This is a genomic window from Eubacterium sp. CAG:161 (assembly GCF_000432355.1).
GTDB classification, from domain to species: Bacteria; Bacillota; Clostridia; order Lachnospirales; family Lachnospiraceae; genus Eubacterium_G; species Eubacterium_G segne.
Genome location: NZ_HF991872.1, coordinates 203,500 through 221,523 on the forward strand (window position 1 = coordinate 203,500; position 18,024 = coordinate 221,523).

17 protein-coding genes (1 of these 17 only partly in view) are annotated in these 18,024 nt (G+C 34.0%); 1 reads left to right on the forward strand and 16 read right to left on the reverse strand.

Features of this window, described 5'->3' with window-relative positions; all coding sequences use genetic code 11:
* From Q5O30_RS08765 to Q5O30_RS08785, 5 genes are all read right to left on the reverse strand, one after another.
* Positions 1-467, reverse strand: a 467-nt coding sequence (locus Q5O30_RS08765; RefSeq protein WP_302674668.1) for an NAD-binding protein, incomplete at its 3' end; no start/stop codon positions are given.
* Between the two features lie 95 nt (positions 468-562).
* On the reverse strand, positions 563-2,029 hold the full coding sequence (locus Q5O30_RS08770; protein WP_021953378.1) for a DUF4153 domain-containing protein: 1,467 nt from the start codon (positions 2,027-2,029) through the stop codon (positions 563-565).
* 3 nt (positions 2,030-2,032) lie between these two features.
* The gene (locus Q5O30_RS08775; protein WP_021953379.1) at positions 2,033-2,239 is read right to left on the reverse strand and encodes a helix-turn-helix transcriptional regulator; all 207 of its coding nucleotides are present in this window, start codon (positions 2,237-2,239) and stop codon (positions 2,033-2,035) included.
* A 10-nt stretch (positions 2,240-2,249) separates the two neighbouring features.
* Positions 2,250-2,699 carry a DUF2975 domain-containing protein gene (locus Q5O30_RS08780; protein WP_021953380.1) on the reverse strand — a complete coding sequence of 150 codons (450 nt, stop codon included), beginning with the start codon at positions 2,697-2,699 and terminating at the stop codon, positions 2,250-2,252.
* A 267-nt stretch (positions 2,700-2,966) separates the two neighbouring features.
* Positions 2,967-3,461 carry an immunoglobulin-like domain-containing protein gene (locus Q5O30_RS08785; protein ID WP_021953381.1) on the reverse strand — a complete coding sequence of 165 codons (495 nt, stop codon included), beginning with the start codon at positions 3,459-3,461 and terminating at the stop codon, positions 2,967-2,969.
* 128 nt (positions 3,462-3,589) lie between these two features.
* On the opposite strand from Q5O30_RS08785, the gene Q5O30_RS08790 reads away from it, so the two are divergent.
* A complete protein-coding gene (locus Q5O30_RS08790) occupies positions 3,590-4,216 on the forward strand; it encodes a Maf family protein (RefSeq protein ID WP_021953382.1) in 627 nt (208 codons plus the stop codon).
* 61 nt (positions 4,217-4,277) lie between these two features.
* Here the strand turns inward: Q5O30_RS08790 and Q5O30_RS08795 are convergent, their stop codons facing one another.
* The 11 genes from Q5O30_RS08795 to Q5O30_RS08845 all read right to left on the reverse strand — a co-directional run.
* Entirely contained in the window at positions 4,278-7,244 is a 2,967-nt protein-coding gene (locus Q5O30_RS08795) for a discoidin domain-containing protein (protein WP_021953383.1), read from the reverse strand.
* 173 nt (positions 7,245-7,417) lie between these two features.
* A complete protein-coding gene (locus tag Q5O30_RS08800) occupies positions 7,418-7,909 on the reverse strand; it encodes a dihydrofolate reductase (protein WP_021953384.1) in 492 nt (163 codons plus the stop codon).
* 10 nt (positions 7,910-7,919) lie between these two features.
* Complete coding sequence (gene thyA / locus Q5O30_RS08805) at positions 7,920-8,765, reverse strand: thymidylate synthase (protein ID WP_021953385.1); 846 nt, start codon at positions 8,763-8,765, stop codon at positions 7,920-7,922.
* A 12-nt stretch (positions 8,766-8,777) separates the two neighbouring features.
* Positions 8,778-12,611: a S8 family serine peptidase gene (locus Q5O30_RS08810; RefSeq protein ID WP_021953386.1), complete on the reverse strand. Its 3,834-nt coding sequence runs from the start codon at positions 12,609-12,611 to the stop codon at positions 8,778-8,780.
* Between the two features lie 133 nt (positions 12,612-12,744).
* Entirely contained in the window at positions 12,745-13,572 is an 828-nt protein-coding gene (locus Q5O30_RS08815; RefSeq protein ID WP_021953387.1) for a polysaccharide deacetylase family protein, read from the reverse strand.
* A gap of 67 nt (positions 13,573-13,639) precedes the next feature.
* Entirely contained in the window at positions 13,640-14,620 is a 981-nt protein-coding gene (locus tag Q5O30_RS08820; RefSeq protein ID WP_021953388.1) for a Gfo/Idh/MocA family protein, read from the reverse strand.
* Between the two features lie 62 nt (positions 14,621-14,682).
* On the reverse strand, positions 14,683-15,423 hold the full coding sequence (rlmB, locus tag Q5O30_RS08825) for a 23S rRNA (guanosine(2251)-2'-O)-methyltransferase RlmB (protein ID WP_021953389.1): 741 nt from the start codon (positions 15,421-15,423) through the stop codon (positions 14,683-14,685).
* A gap of 10 nt (positions 15,424-15,433) precedes the next feature.
* Positions 15,434-15,883: a Mini-ribonuclease 3 gene (locus Q5O30_RS08830; protein WP_021953390.1), complete on the reverse strand. Its 450-nt coding sequence runs from the start codon at positions 15,881-15,883 to the stop codon at positions 15,434-15,436.
* 7 nt (positions 15,884-15,890) lie between these two features.
* The gene (gene cysS, locus Q5O30_RS08835) at positions 15,891-17,303 is read right to left on the reverse strand and encodes a cysteine--tRNA ligase (RefSeq protein WP_021953391.1); all 1,413 of its coding nucleotides are present in this window, start codon (positions 17,301-17,303) and stop codon (positions 15,891-15,893) included.
* 17 nt (positions 17,304-17,320) lie between these two features.
* Entirely contained in the window at positions 17,321-17,953 is a 633-nt protein-coding gene (locus Q5O30_RS08840; RefSeq protein ID WP_021953392.1) for a sterol carrier protein domain-containing protein, read from the reverse strand.
* Positions 17,935-18,024, reverse strand: partial view of a GNAT family N-acetyltransferase gene (locus Q5O30_RS08845; RefSeq protein WP_021953393.1) — the 3' end only. 348 nt of this gene lie beyond the right edge of the window; only the last 90 of its 438 coding nucleotides appear in the window; its start codon lies off the right edge, out of view; the stop codon is at positions 17,935-17,937. The genes Q5O30_RS08840 and Q5O30_RS08845 overlap by 19 nt, the downstream gene beginning before the upstream one ends.

Sequence of the window (18,024 nt, forward strand, 5' to 3'; positions counted from 1 at the left end):
AATTCCACAATTTCAACTTTTCCCTTTGCAAAGGTATCTCTCTGTAAAAATCCCGGATATTTAAGCAATCTCTCTATTTCAATTGCTGTCTGCTTTTCAGGATTAACAGCCAAAGATAACCCAAATTCTCCGCTCATGTTATAAATCTGTTCACTATATTCCGGATTTCTTATTCTTGCTATTGTATGTAATCTGTCATTCATCTTATGTGCTGTCATACAAGATAATAAATTAATTTCATCTGCTCCGGTAGCTGCAATAAGCAAGTCTGTTTTTTTGATTTCAGCCTTATTCAATACTGACATTAATGCACAGTTTCCCTGAATTGCCATAACGTCATATCTCTCTAAGCTTGCCTCTAATACCTTTGGATTGGAATCAATTAAAGTTAAATCACACCCTTCTGCTGACAATTTTCTAGTCAGAGTTGCGCCAACTTTTCCATCTCCAGCAATAATAATTCTCAATTATCTATCCTCCCATAAAAGAACATACTAAACAAAGTTATTATAACCCTTATGTGTAGAAAATCAAGTAATGATTATTTCCATGGTATTTATATTTACTTTACATTCTTTCCTGCATTATATCTTGATAAATTAAAACTCCTTATTCCACCGTCTTTGTATTTTTCTAATTTCTTATAATACCTCTTTTTGTTTAAATATCGTGTCACCTTCTCATTTTTCTCATCCAAAACCGCCGGCACACTGTCTGCTGAAAGATTAATGATATAATCCATATCCACATAAATATTTATCTCATAAGGGTCATCATTTTTATTCTTATCCATAATATATTGACACTGGGATAAATTGTATTTAGCTATAATATAATCAACATGACTAAAGGACAAAACAATAAAACAGCATATTACAACTACCATTGAAAAGGAAAATAAATTTAATTCTTTATGGAAGTTTTTAATGACTAATCCCAGCATAACCATACCTATAACAACTAACAGCCACAATACAAAAATCCTTGAAAAAGTGAGACCATACTCTTCTATGTACATTTTCATTCTGTATTCGCTGGAAAATATCATTATAAATGTACACAGGCATATTACTCCCGAAACCACCTTCATGAATTTATTTACTTTTACAAATTCCATGGTAAGCAGTATAACAAGAACATTTACACAACTTAAAAACAACAGCTGGAAAAATCCCTGTCTGGCATATTGTGCATATGTATATCCCTGAGGAAGACTGCCTCCATGACCAAATAGATATACCACCTGTATAGTGGCAAACATCACATAAACAACAGCTACCATTGACATAATTATATTAACGGGAAGTGCAGCCATCTTGTTTTCTTTTTCATTTATGTATACTTTTCCATTTTTCACATAAAAAGAAAATGCATATGCCAGGGCATAAGATACAATTATCATAATTACTATTCCGGTTAAATTAAGAATAAGAGTATCTAATTTAAAAATTTTAACTATCATGTTTCTAAAAACACTATCTGCACTGGCTAGGATAATGGTTACCATCATTACAACAGGCAGAGCACAGCCTACACCAATTAATATGTATTTTATATTTTTATTTCGGTCTTTATCCATTTTTAATGCTTTTATTCCATGGGTAAAAGGCTTTGACAGTTCTCCTATGCATCCAAATATACACTGGCACACAGCCATGGATTGAATGCACATTCCCAGTTTTTTTATGTCAATAAACATATATATCATATTTACTGCTATGGCTATGAAAATCACCATATAGTTAAAAAACAGAATACTCTGATTATCCGTAGTAAAATTTGAAATTCCAAGAAGTATGATTACGCAATCATAAAAAATATTTATTGGCTTTTGCTTTTTTTCATATTTACGTGCCACATACGCAATATAAATTACCGTTGCCACTGTCCACAGCACATTGGTAATTCCCGAAAAATTCTTGTAAAGGCAAAAAGTAAGTACCACTGCATATATAAATGACGATAATCCCAGCACCTTAAAATCCTGTTTTTCTTTCTCTTCCATTTCTTTTCTCATATTATTTTCCATAAATTAATCCTCCACAAACTGTAATATATCTCCCGGCTGGCACTGTAAAACCTTACATATTTCATCTAATGTTGAAAAACGGATTGCTTTCGCCTTATTGTTTTTAAGAATAGATAAATTTGCCTGAGTTATTCCCACCTTTTGGGATAACTCCGTTAAGCCCATTTTCCTTTGTGCCATAACCACATCTAAATTTATTACTATAGCCATCGGGCACCTCCTATATTGTTAAATCATTTTCCAGTTTATAAGTTACGGCCTTGTCAAACACCTGTGCCAGTACACGGCTAAATAATCCTGCAATTATAAAAACCATCATTATCGCCATAGTGGCAAGGGTTATGTTAAATAGGCATTTCACTGCCATAAAAAATACAATTTCTACACTGTATATGGACATTTTTTTAAGACTTGTCACGTTATTTCTAACAAAGCAGTCATCTGCTATTACGGTTTTAAACATTTTTCTTAACTCCCATACAATCATAAGGGAAAATATTCCACAAAGCCCCAATACCACACTGTTTTGCCATATGTACTTTTCTATTCCCGGCTCCACATATTTTCCATATGTTTTCAGTAGAAAAGGTAATGTGGCTGTGATAAGTATTCCTAAAACAAACATAATATCAAGAACAGCCTTTGTAAATCTGGTAATATTTAACTTCATTTTGTCCTCCTTTTAAAGTTTTAATTTACTGGTATCCTTACAATTCATAATAATCCTCTAATGTATGAAAGTCAATATATTTTTATCGTTTTTCAATAAATAATTATTGATATTAGAAAAAATTAACGGATTTACAACGTTTTTCTTTATTACTCAATCATGTTTTTGCACTAATAAAATACATTATTCCTGTATATACCAATAAAAATCCTCACAAAAAATAACAGCCTTCTAATATTTAGAAAAGCTGTTATTTTTTACTATAGATTATTTTTTTATTCTGAATGTAGCATACCTTCCCCTAGCCTTCACATCATAGTCCACATATATTCTATACTTTCCCGGTTGCAGGTCTTCTTTATTATATGCATATGTAAGATTATATGTTTTATATGCCGATGACTTTTTAGGAAGTACATACGCTATGCTATTAAAAGCTATTTTACCACCATGTCCATACTCAACTTTCCGCCATTTTCCATTAACATATTTTTTGATAAAGTATACCTCACCATAGTATTTTTCCCGGTTAGTTTTGTTAATGAACTTAACCTTCACCTTTACCGCTTTCTTTGTGCGTTTCACCTTAGCTACCTTTATATAGGCTTTAGGTTTCTTTTTTCTTTTAACCTTTTTCTTTTTTGTTGTGACAGTAACCTTTTTACCTACAGTATTATTTGCTGAAACATTCCATATTGGTGCCACTGTAGTTACCATGGTAATTACAAGCATTGTAACAATAAATTTTCTTATTTTATTCATCCACTGCTTTCCTTTCTTTCATTTCTATCTATAATAATCCTTAAAAATATTACTTTGTTAGTTGTTTACAAAATTTATTTTCACTGGTAAATTATACTGGTATTTATATTAAAGTTTAAGGAGCAAATATGATTAATTTAGATAAAACAAAAATTATTTTAGCATCCCAATCTCCCAGAAGATGTGAACTTATGAAGCAGGCAGGTTTTGAATTTGAAATCATAAAATCAGAGGTTGATGAGAAAATCACTAAATCTATCCCTTCCGATATTGTAAAAGAACTTTCCCTTCAAAAAGCTGACGATGTTTTTAACAAGCTTATGTCTCATATAGATTTTTCTCTTATGGCTTTTGAAGATTTGTCTTTTTTAGTTATTGGTGCCGACACCATAGTTACCAAAAACGGTAAAATAATGGGAAAACCTAAAAACTTTGAAGAAGCATTTTCAATGATTAAATCCATTCAGGATTCAACTCATAAGGTTTATACCGGAGTTACATTAATAAAATATGATTTTAATACAAAGCATAAAGAAATTTACTCATTTTTTGAATCTACAGATGTTACTTTATATCCTATGACAGACCTAGAAATAAGCAGCTATATTTCTACCGGAGATTGCTATGACAAAGCCGGAGGATACGGTATTCAGGGACAATTTGCCGTATATGTAAAAGGTATCAATGGAGATTATAATAATGTTGTGGGACTTCCAATTGCCCGCCTTTATCATGAGCTTAATTTAATGAAATAAAAAATCCCCTATAGCCATATTTAATTAAATTAATACGACTATAGGGGGTATTTTTTATATATTATTTGTTATACAACTGGAATTCATATAGCCTTATTGTACCTGCACTATCTCCCGGATTAAATATTTTAATCTGAACGTAACGTGCTGTCTGTGTACCAATATTATATGATGAAACCGAATTATTGTTGTTATTTTGATAATCAACAGATGTCCATGTCTTTCCATCCTCTGATACCAATATTTCCCACTCTGATGCATTAGCAAAATTTTCTTTGCTTTGTGTATTGTATATTGTGTATGTATTAAACGTCTTCTTACTTCCTAAGTCAATTTTAACTGAATGCATTACACCGTTAAATGTTGATTCGGAAGAACTCCTTGAACACCATTTCGTATCAAGATTTCCGTCAATTAACTTTTCAGCTGCTTCATTTACATTTGTCTGACCTGATGTATGAAGAATTGACGCTCCACTACACAAGTTGTTTCCACTTGTAACAGCTGTATCCAGCTTTGCGGCTTTTTTTGAGCCATGAGTTTTAGGACCAATCATAGGATAAGTAGGATTATCAACACCTGCTATTCCTTCTGTTATCCAGTTATCCTGATAATATCTGAATCCTGTAAATGCCCATGTACCATTCTTCAATTCTTGCACATATTTAAGACGAAGTGACTCAATACAGTCATATCCTGTTATCTGATATACCAGCTTGTTCCACGGTGTAGATGTGTTCTTTGGATTATCATCATACTGTGTTCCCTTATTTGTCTTTAACATATTATTTATGCTATCAATAAGTCCTAATTTTACAGTTCCGTCAGATGACTTAGTTGTAGGATATTTTGCATCCATATATGCAAAGAACCATTTGTTATTGCCATATGCCTGATATCCCCAGTCCTGAAGGGATGTATCACTTGCCTGGTATACCTGGACATTGTCTTCAGTTGCCCAATGGTAATAACGGAATCCACCATAGTTCGCCATATTTTCAACCCACCACGCTGAACCGGAAGATGTAACATTTCCGTACTGCTGTGCTGCATGAGTAAGCTCGTGAGAGAAATATCCTATACCTACCGGATTAGAATTCATCCAGTCTACTGAAATTACAATGGAATTTCCCATAGTGTATGCAACTCCGTCATAACCCTTATCTGCTACTATAAACATTCTCTTAGGTTCTGAACCTGTTCCCCATCTTGTATACTGACGTGGATAAACCTGATAGAATAAATCCTTAAGGTTCTTCTTATAGTTTGTTGCAGTAACCTTATCCCAGTCTCCTGTGAAAATAGCTTCGAACTCATTTTCCAATAATAATGCACATCCTTTTAAGCTAATTTCCGATAATTGGAATGAATTTCCATATCCTTCTGTTACTGTTAATTTAAAATGTTTATATGAGCCAACGTTATCTACAATGTATGTATAATCAGCATAATTTACATCCATTATTCCACTGTCATTTACCCTGTCAATTACATCCCAGTTATTTCCATCATTTGAACCATATAACACCCATGATTTTATTGAACGGTTCTTATATGTAGCGTTATCATTGGCAGTTGTTAAAGTATAACTATACAATGATGTGCTTTCCTTCATTGTCCACGCTATTGAACATGGTGTTGCAGTATTGGTAAATAATTTTGTTGATGTATCACCGTCAAAAAGATTCTCAACACCTTCATTTCCATTATATCCTACAACAGTTGTAGCTGATGTGTTAATTCCACTTATATGGTCATCTAAATCAACACCAATGTTTTCTGTTTTCTGAACAACATCACCTTTTATGTATATTTCTGACAACTGTGAGCCGTAATACAACTTTCCATCATCACCACTGCTCTCAATTCTTAACATAAAGAACTGACATGCTTTTTGAGCATCAGTATCATATGAGTATCCTTTGTTATTTTCATGACCTATTCCACCATTGTCCACTGCATCAAGCTGTACCCAGTCAGTACCGTTTACAGAGCCTAACAATTTCCATTTATATGGATTTCTATGTGGATAAGTAGCTGCATCACCTGCTGTTACTAATGTGTAGTTTCTGATTATGGTAGCACGTTTCATTTTCCATGCGATGGAAATAACCGGTGCATCCCCTGTAAAGAATTTTGTATTTACATTTCCATCAAACAAGTTATTTATTCCTTCATTGTTAGAAGTATTTCCTTTTGTAGATGAAAATTCCGTATCAATTCCGTCAATATATTTATTAAGGGAAATATTTGATGCCACCTCAGCATCAGCACCTTCACTTTGAACTCCCGGTTTCTTATATGTAGTACGATCTACTTCAGCCTTTGTAGTTGTTTCCTCAGGCTTTGCTGTAGTCTCCGGTTCTGTCGGTTTCTCAGTAGGTGCTACTGTAGTATTTTCCTCAGCCTCTGCTGTAACAATAGTATTTCTATTCATATAATCCACCTTCTTATATGAACTGTCTACAACAGAAAGAATACTATCATACAGATACTCATGACCTCTCATATTACTCATAAGATTTCTGTTATAAAGTTTTCCTGCTACGTCATATACAGACATTGTGCTTATATTGCTATAAACATAACTGCCATCTTTTAATTTAGCATATGCCCTTACACTTATGCCCTGTTTATAAAACTCTGCATTTTTTATAAATTCCATTGTAAGACAGTAGCTTTTTGCATTATCCAATGAACTGTACTTTTTGCCTGTCTCTCCCAATGGTGTTGCTGCATATGAATGAACTGTAGTATTTAAGCTTCCTACTATCATTTCATCTTCTGAAACCGAATCGGTAAGTCCGTATACCAATCCTATTTCATCTGTTTTATCTGTTTCCGATACAGAGTAAATGGTTCTAAATGCTTCTAACATTGCACTTATCTGAAAACCATTTATTTCAAGTTTAACATTACCCGATGCATACACATCTTTAGGCATAGTTATTGGCTGAACCAATAGCACTAACGCCAAAACAAAAGATATCATTGCTTTAAATTTCTTTGTTATCGACTCTTTTTTCATAATACCTCCTATTGATATTTTAATATATTAACTTAATTATTGTTTGTTTTTTTGTATTTTTCAAGTATCACTATTTTTTATTACGGTTCTATTTTTTAGCATAAAAATAAAGTTACAATTTAAGCCTGTTAAATGCTTAAATTGCAACTCTATTTTTATAACATCAATTGATATTATTTACGCTTATAAGTTCTGAAATAATACTCCAAATCGAAATAAGTATTTTCTTCACTTTCTTCAACCATTTCCCATTCATCCGACATTTCATCTAAATTAGGTATGAAAGTGTCTGCTGCATATTCATAGTCAACATAAGTAACATATGCAGTATCACAGTATGGAAGCATCTGTTTATAAATGCTTCCTCCACCAATTACAAATACATCTTCAGTATTGTATTTTTTAGCTTCCTCTAATGCCTCTTCTATAGAATAAACCACTGTAGCCCCGTCTACCTTGTAATCTTTTTCAAGAGCAATTACAATGTTCACCCTATTTTTTAATGGTTTTGAATTAGGAAAACTTTCTAATGTATTTTTTCCCATAATAACAACTTTTCCTGTTGTTGTTTCCCTGAAAAATTTCATATCATCAGGTATGCTTACAAGTAAATCATTTTTGTAGCCTATAGCCCAATTCTTATCCACTGCAACAATTAAATTCATTTTGTTCCTCCTAAACTGCAACAGGTATTTTTATCTGTTCACCTGTAACATAATCTTCTAATTTTAAATCATCCACCGTAAAATCATAGAAATTCTTAATTTCAGGATTTATCCACAATTTTGGTGCCGGATGCTGCTCTCTGCTGATTAATTCCTCAACTAAAGGAACATGTCTGTCATAAATATGAGCATCAGCTATTACATGGACAAATTCTCCCACCTCCATGTCATTTACCTGAGCCAATATGTGAACCAAAGCTGCATACTGACAAACATTCCAGTTATTTGCAGTAAGTACATCCTGGGAACGCTGATTTAACATACCGTTTAATACAAGTTTCCCTGTTTCTTTATTTTTCGTTACGTTAAAAGTCATGCTGTATGCACATGGATATAAATTCATTTCAGACAAATCCTGATGTACATAAATATTTGTAAGTATTCGTCTGCTGTAAGGATTGTTCTTTAAATCATAAAGAACTCTGTCTACCTGATCCATATCACCTTCCTTATAGTGATGCTTAACACCTAACTGGTAGCCATATGCCTTACCTATTGAGCCGTTTTCATCAGCCCATGCATCCCATATATGGCTGTTTAAATCATTTACATTGTTAGATTTTTTCTGCCATATCCACAGTAACTCATCTAAGCAGTTTTTGAAACCTGTTTTACGAAGAGTTATTGCCGGAAATTCCTTCTTTAAATCATATCTGTTTACGACCCCGAATTTCTTTATGGTATATGCAAAAGTACCGTCCTCCCACTTTGGTCTGACCTTTTCACCCTTTGTGTCTATACCGTTATCAAGAATATCTCTGCACATATCAACAAATACTTTATCTGCGTAACTCATTAACTTCTCCTCTTATTTCTTCTTTACCTTAACTGTCTTAACCTTAGACCAGCTGCCATATTTCTTTGATTTACCTGTTTTACGGTATGCTCTTGCCTTAATATAATATGTCTTTTTAGCACTAAGCTTCTTTATTACAGCCATGTTTTTCTTAGTATTAACAGTTTTTGTGACTTTCTTTTCAAATTTCTTTGATGTAGAATATTTAATCTGGTATCCTGAAGCTGCACCTACCTTTTTAAGTGTAAGTTTTATGCTCTTATTGTTTTTAGCCCTTACTGCTTTCTTAACAGATGTTTTTCCCGGCTTTATATATATATCAGTATACTCTGCTTTTACACTTGCCGTGATTTTTGCCGGTAAGTCATATGCTCTTGCAGTATATACATAACCGGTTTTGCCCTTCTTAACAGATTTTCCATTAACTATGAACTGGCTTATATTAACTTTCTTATCCATTACTGCTGCTTTCAAGGTAACTGTATCTCCCGGCAGATAATAACCCGTACCTTCTACATAAGCACCAAACTCAGATGTATCTTCAACATAAACCGCCCCGGAATCTATCGGAATACATAATATCTTTGCATCATCCTCATAATCATCTTCATCATAAAAATCTTTATTTGACAGCTTGCTTTTATTAGACCCAAATTCTTTACCTTCGTCATCAGCCATTGCAAAACCATATACAACGTATAATTTATCTCCTGCTGTTGTAGCATATAAATTATCAAATTCAAGATTTGATGCATTAAGTGCATACTTTGAAGCAATAAACTTATCCTTTGCAATATTATATGTGAAAGTATCACCTAATGAATCTACACGTAAGTTTGTATATATGATTCCACCTTTTACAAGACCAATTTCACCCATTAAAACAGCAAATTTTTTATTCTTGCCCTCAATTATCTGGGTATCAATTGATTTTCCAATAGTTGCTTTTGACTTTGTCCATTTTGTTCCATCATATATCAGGTTAGCCGGAACATTCATTGTACCATTTGAACCTAATGTAACAACAATCTTTTTACCTACCTGGATAGCCTTTGAATATGCTCTGCCCTCCGGTAAACTCTTTGCAGAATACCACTTCTTAGATGCTGTTGAATATTTCATAACTGTCTTTGAAAAATTATCATCTTCATCAGTACCGCCCATTAAATAAAGTTCACCATTATATGAAGCCAGTATAACTCCATTTAATCCTTCTTTTTCCTTAGGCATATTAGAAAGCTTCTTCCAACCCTTTTCATTATCATAGTACGCCAAAATAGTATTTTGTGCAAAGCCTTCGTCAAGAGTTATACAACCATAAACAACACCATTAGAACATACATAATCTGTTTCATTATAAATCGAAGCAGTTGCGGCATTTTCATATTCTTTTCCAAATACATCTGATGAAAAACCAAACGTACCGTATCGCCAGTAAAAGTCATCCTTACCTGTATCTTCGTCTTTGTATTCCACTCCTTGTGACACTGTACCTTCCCCATCTATATATATCAAATTTCCACCATTAGAAATCATTTGTCCGCCATTTAATTCTGCATCTACAGATGGTCCCACGTTGAAACCGGTACCGGTAGCAAAGAAGTATTCTTTTTCATATGAACGCTCACCTTTAACCAGTTTTATCTTTACTGACTTATTCTGATATGATTTACCATCAACAAGAATTGTCTTTCCATTATTTGATATTGTACTTATCTTTTTATCATTAATATATACTTCAGCATTATCTGTGTAATAACCGGATATTTCTATCTGTTTTTTACTGTTAAACTTAATCTTGTCTATAGTCATAGTCGGATTACCTATTTTAGATAAATCAAGTACTCCGCCTGTTAATATCCTGCCTTCAAAATTTTGATTATTTCTTGCACTTCCTAAAATTCTTGCTTTTATCTGGAGTGCATTTTCATTTGTATATGCATTAGCCACTGCTGCAACAGCACCTGTAACATATGGAGTAGCCATAGATGTTCCATTGTAATAATCATACATACCAAATTCATCCGGTGATACATTTTCCCTGCTTATGCCCCAATTGTCTACATAAACAGTAAAATCACCTTCCTCATATGAGCTAACACATAACAATATTACATGTTGTTCATCTTTTTTGCTCTTTGATGATACCTCTCCTGAAAAATGAGACCAGTAATTACCGTTTTCATCTATATAAGCACTGGCAAACACTCCATCTTCAAGAGTATCTAAATCACTTATATCCACTTTTCCGTTTTTGTCTAATTTACAATCTATGGCATAAATTACCGAATTGTCACCACCTAACCAGTCATCATTTGTTGCCTTTGGACCACTTACCTTAACCATAGCACTGGCTGATGTACCTGTATCTGATGACTTCATTGTATATGGAAGGCACATAAAATACATTCCATCTTTCTGTGCACCTTTTATTTCCCATTTAAGTGATTTGTTGTTATAAGACTTTTCTCCAAAATACTCACTATTTGTAGTTGATACATTCATAGTTCCATCAGATTCACTTAATGTTCCGTAAGCCACTTCATTATTTTCAGGTGTAGCTACCATCTTTCCTTCTTCATTAAAAACATTCAAAATGCTTTCATTATCAAAATTAACATATGTACTACATAATTTATCTTTGTTATCATATATTCCCGGATTAAAGCAATTATATGAAACTGTTGATAAAATATCAGCACCGGGAGCTGCTATGTCAACGCTCTCTGTTCCATAATTTGAAAATCCTGCCAATTCATCCTTTTCATTAGAAGCTGCAACGGAAATTATATATGGACTATCTATAGATGAAGGATAATTATTCATTAAGTTTTCATCATTATCAGAGCCATCATTTCCTGCTGCACATACAGATATAGCGCCTTTCTTTCCTACAAGCTCAATAAGATTTTTTATAATTTCATCTTCTTCATCTGCTGAGCCACCCCAGGAATTATTTACAGCTACTACATTTACACCTAACTGCTGTGCCTTGTAAATATAATTGTACGCTCCTATGGCATCCATTCCACTTCCGCTGCCTTCTTCATTGAGAGTTTTAAGTGCCATTACTTTTATATTGTTACTTTTAGCAATTCCGGCAATTCCAACTCCATTATTTGATTTTCCTGCCGCAATTCCGGCACAATGTGAACCATGACCGTTATCATCCATAGGGTCTGTGTCATAATTAACAAAATCATAGCCGTGCTCGCCATATAATTTTCTGTTGTTATAAGGATTATTCCAAACAATATCTTTTAAATCTTCATGTTGGTAATTAATACCGGTATCAACTATTGCAATTACTCTTTCCTTATTGTCCTTATTATCTAATAATGGTGTGTCTGCATTTACATCAATGCCCTCTGTACCGTTATTCTGTCCCTTATTGTCAAGTCCCCACAAATACTTATAGTAACTGTCATTGTAGTCTGATGCTTTTATTTTATAATTTGGTTCAGCATATTTAACGTTACTTTTCTTTTTTAAGATACTAATTAATTCCTTGGTACTATACTTATCAGACTTAACTAATGACACTGAAAATCCATTGTCACTAACCTTGTTAGCCGATTTTGCATTAACTGATGTATCTGAATTAAAAACATATGTTTCTACAACTTCCATATCATCATCTGCAATGTTGCTGCCGGCACTTCTTGTTGACGTTTTAATGTTTCCATACATAACAATAGCCTGACCCTCAACATAATTTCTGCTGCTCTTTACTGCTTTTTTCTCTTTGGTTACTTTCAAACTTTGATTTGCCATAGTTGGCACTGCCGTACATGTCAAACACATTGCAAGGGTCAATGCCATGGCTTTCTTCGCCATTCTTTTCATATTCACAATCTCCTATCTCTTGTTTTCCACTATTGTGGGTTAATTTGTACATTGGGGAATTTTATTTCACACCACTTAATATTATAGCATATATATTTTTACCTGTAATCCTATAAACGAAAAAATCTGCTTTTTATTTCAAATTTTTTAACACTCCGAAAGTATACCCCATTTCTTCCCATTTGCTAAGCAATTCATCTAATATTTCTCCATTTGTTTTTGATGTGTTATGTAATAAAACAATTGCCCCCGGATGTATCCGTGATAACAATTTATCAAATGCTTCTTCTTTAGTAGGCTGGGAATCCCTGTTCCAGTCCACATATGCTAAACTCCAGAAAAATGTTTTGTACCCCATTTCCTGAGCCATTTTCAAATTATCCGTATTGTATTTTCCCTGGGGAGGTCTGTAATACTTAGTCATGTTTTTTCCCGTTATACTTTTATATAGCTCCTCCACCTGTACTACCTCATTTGCGAATTTTTCTTTATCCATTCCTACAATGTTTGGATGATTATATGTATGATTTCCTACAGTATGCCCTTCTTTCACCATCCTTTTAACTAAATCTTCGTTTTCCTTTAAAAAATGGCCTACCACAAAGAAAGTTGCCTTTACTTTATGCTTTTTTAATGCATCTAAAATAGCAGGCGTGTTTCCATTCTCGTATCCACAGTCAAAGGTTAAATATATTTCTTTTTTATCCCCGCTTCCTATATAGAAGGCATTATATTTTTTCATAACCTCCGGTGATTCCGTTCCCGTAGGCTGAGTTCCACTTTCTCCAAATCCCAGTCCCCAGTTTTCACCATTTTCAATAACATTACTAGCAGGTAAAACCTTTTCTTTTACCAGCCCCACGCCTTCTCCGGCAAAGAAAGCTATGGCAAAAATACCAATAATAAACAGTATTCCTTTTAACCCGCTGCCTCTTTCGCCTTTTAATATTTTTTTTATCATACCCTATTCCTGAAAATATATTTACTTAATTATATGACGCCAGTGCTGAAAGTATAAATTCTATCCTTTATTTATCTGCAGGGAATACAATATTTTGCTGTCTTCTTGCTTCATCCATAACCTTAATGCACATTACGGAATACTTTATATGTTTGTCAGTAAACTCACCTTTATTAATAAGTTCTGCCCATTCTTCTGCCTCATATTCCAAATTCAAATCCTTACATGGAATATTCTCTATGTTTTCTTCATAACCATCATTATATATTATTTTGATTTTTCTCGGATTTGGTATGTCCTCTATCAATATAGTTCCTTTTTCTCCCTGAATCTGGCTTGGAAGTCTTCCATTGGTAATCTTGGAATAGGAAATATCTGCTATCATACCGTCATATGCACAGGTTATTGTCCCCTGACCGTCTATACTGTCAGGAAGCATGGTAGCTGTTGCCTTTATTTCATCCGGCAATCCAAATAATTTTACTAACGGATGGACGCAATATACTCCAATATCCATTAATGCTCCATTAGAAAATGACGGATTAAAGGCATTTTCAATTATTCCGTTCTTGTATTTATCGTACCTGGATGAATACTGGCAATACTGAAACTCCACTCTTCTTACAGGCTCTATCTTTTTCATTGCATCTTTTATTGCCAAAAATCCCGGTGAATACACTGAACGCATGGCTTCCATTATAACCACATTGTTCTCTTTAGCTAACCGGCATAACTCATTAAGTTCTCTTAAATTGCTGGTAATGGTCTTTTCTATCATTACATGTTTTTTGTTTTTTATCATAAGCCGTGCCTGTTCATAATGCAAAGAATTAGGACTTGCAATATATACCGCATCTACATCCTTTGATTTTGCTAATTCTTCTAAATTACCAAAAATAAGATTTCCATTATGCTCTTTGGCAAATTTTTCTGCTTTTTCAATGTTTCTGGAATATGTTCCGTTATATTGCAGCCCCTCTACCTGTGCCGCACATTTTAAAAACCATTCAACCACAAAATTTGTACCTATTGTTGCAAATCTAATCATATGTTATCCTCCAATAATTGTATTAAAAATGCACCATATTTCTATGATGCTTTTTTAATTATTTATTTTAATCTCTGTCTCACTATTTCATATGCCAAAACCCCTGCTGCTACCGAAGCATTAAGAGAATCGATATCCCCAAACATTGGCACCTTTGCAATAAAATCACATTTTTCCTTTACAAGGCGGCTTACACCTTTTCCCTCGTTTCCTATTACCAGGCCTATTGGTCCCTTTAAATCAAGGTCGTACATTGTTGTGCCATCCATATCTGCACACACAAACCACAATCCCTTTTCTTTAAGTTCCTCAATGGTTTTGGAAATATTTGTAACCTTTGCTACCGGGGTATAATTAATGGCTCCTGCTGATGCCTTAACTACTGTTGCCGTAAGCCCTGATGCCCTGTGCTTTGGAATAATAACTCCGTGAGCCCCTGCTAAATTAGCTGTTCTTATAATTGCCCCTAAGTTATGCGGGTCTTCAATATCATCTAAAATAATAACAAAAGGCTGCTCACCTTTATCCTCTGCCTTTTTTAAAATATCCTCAACTGACCCGTATTCGTAAGCTGCAATATATGCAATGACTCCCTGATGTTTTCCTGTTTCTGACATCTGGTCAAGTCTTTCTCTTTTTACATAGTTAATAACAGTACCCTGCTTTTTGGCCTCCCTAAGCACCGTATTCATAGAGCCTTCCTTACAATGCTCTAAAACAAAAAGCTTGTCTATGGTTTTACCTGCGCGAAAAGCCTCAATTACGGCATTTCTTCCCTCTATTACAAATTCCTCGTATCTCATTATAACCTCTTTATACTTCTTTAATATTATCCTGCTTAAAAAGTTCTATACCGGTTTTCATAAGCTCCATCATTCTGTCTGACTGTCCACTTAAATAAAGCCAGCCCATAAGAGCTTCAAATCCCGTTGCTACCCTGTAATCTGACATAGAGGCATTTTTTGCTCTTGTAACAGCCTTTGCGTTACGCCCTCTTTTATATATGGACTTTTCCTCTTCTGTCAGCATATCCATTATTAAATGAATCATTTTTGCCTGACTTTGTGCCTTTACCAGTTGGGAAGATGCCTTATGTATTTTGTTTACCTGTCTGTTAGCCTCATCTACAATAATGGTTCTTACTACAATTTCGTAAATGCCATCTCCAATATAGGCAAGGGTCAAAGGAGAATAATCATTTACATTAATCTCCTTTAACTCCATCTTCTTTCTAATTATTCCAAACAAATCCGGTTCCATCATATATTTCCTAGTTTCTGCTCCACTTTGTTCCTTCTCTTGTATCCTTAAGGATAATTCCCTTAGCTGCCAGTTCATCACGTATGCTGTCTGCTAATGCAAAATCTCTGTCTTTTTTAGCCTGGGCACGTTTTGCAATCATTTCTTCAATGTAGCCCTCATCCCCTACTTCCTTTTCTTCCTTTTCAAGGATGATTCCAAGAACATCACAAAGCCTGCTTAATACATCATATAATGACTTGGCAAATTTTTTGGATGAATTATCACCTAAATTACTGTTAGAAAATTTTACAAGCTCAAATACTGCTGTAATGGCGTTTGCCGTATTGCAATCATCATCCATTGCATCTTCAAACTTAGTTACAAATACCTTTGCATCATTTAGCAGTTTCTCTTCTTCCTGAGAAATAGCACCAGCTTTTCCATTAGACATAACTTCCCTGATTTTTTCTCCGGCAGTTACTATTCTCTCTAATCCATTCTTTGCTGCTTCCATTAATGAATCGCTAAAGTTAAGGGGACTTCTATAATGGGCGCTAAGCATGAAAAATCTAAGTACCTGCAAGTCATATTTTTCTGCAATATCTCTTACTGTAAAGAAATTTCCAAGAGATTTTGACATTTTTTTATTGTCAATATTTAAAAATCCATTGTGCATCCAGTATTTTGAAAAGCAACATCCGTTAGCTGCCTCGCTTTGGGCAATTTCATTTTCATGATGTGGGAAAATCAAATCCTCACCACCTGCATGGATATCTATTTCGTCTCCTAAATACTTTTTAGACATTACTGAACACTCAATATGCCATCCCGGTCTTCCCTCACTCCAAGGTGATGGCCATGCCGGCTCTCCCTCTTTCTTTGGCTTCCACAAAACAAAGTCTAAAGGATCTTCCTTTGATTCCTCTCCTGCTACCTTAATATCTCTGTGTCCTGCCTCTAAATCATCTATATTCTTCTTTGATAATTTTCCGTAATCACTAAACTTTCTTGTTCTGTAATAAACAGTTCCGTTAGAATCATATGCGTAACCCTTGTCAATTAACGTTTTAATCATATCAATCATGCCATCAATTTCCTGAGTGGCAAGTGGATGTGTTGTAGCAGGTTTAACATTCATTCCTGCCATATCTTTTTTACATTCTTTTATATATCTCTGGGATACTTCCTCAGCGGTGCTTCCCTCTTCAATTGCCTTTTTAATGATTTTATCATCTACATCGGTGAAGTTAGAAACATAATTAACCTCATATCCCTTATACTCTAAATATCTTCTGAAAGTATCAAATATAATCATAGGTCTTGCGTTTCCTATGTGTATAAGATTATACACTGTAGGTCCACATACATACATTCTTACCTTACCTTCCTCTATAGGAACAAATTCTTCTTTTTTTCTCGATAATGTGTTATAAATCTTCATTTTGTACTCCTTATCCATTAAACGTAATCATTTATAAAAAAGCTGTCTTTTCTACATACTGCCGGCAATCCCGGAATCAACTTATACCCAAATATATGTGCAGTAAGTTCGCCTATTCCTATGTCAAAATCAGGCTCACCTTCTATATCCCCTTCAGACTTCTTTTCTAATTTTATACTTCCATGTTTTTGTGTCATAACAAAATAACCGTTATTCTCATCTAAAATAGGATCTGTTATTTTAAACACAATCTCATCTATGTTTTTAAATTCAAACATCCTTAGGGTTTTTCTTATATTTATTATTCTTGCCATAACATATGGCTTTCTTACATCACTTTCCCAACTTAAAGATTGTATGCTGCTATCTAAAACTTCCTCAAATATTTCATGGTCAATCCATATTCTATATCCCACAATAACTTTATTTTCCACGTATATGTCAATATGTCCGCCTTCAACATCTATAAGTTCTTTTATTCTTTTGAAATACTCCACATCCTTTGACACTACCACGCTATACTTATTATAGGCTGTTGACTGGGCAAAAATTGATAATTTCACCAAATCACTGTTATCTGCCTTTCTTAATATAAGTGAATGAGTTGCCTTCCTCCTATGCTCCGTAGGAGTTATCTCAAATTTGTCCATAACATAATTAAAGCCAAATCTCTCATATATGGCGGCATTATTTTCATCTGATGGAATAAGATAAGTAAATG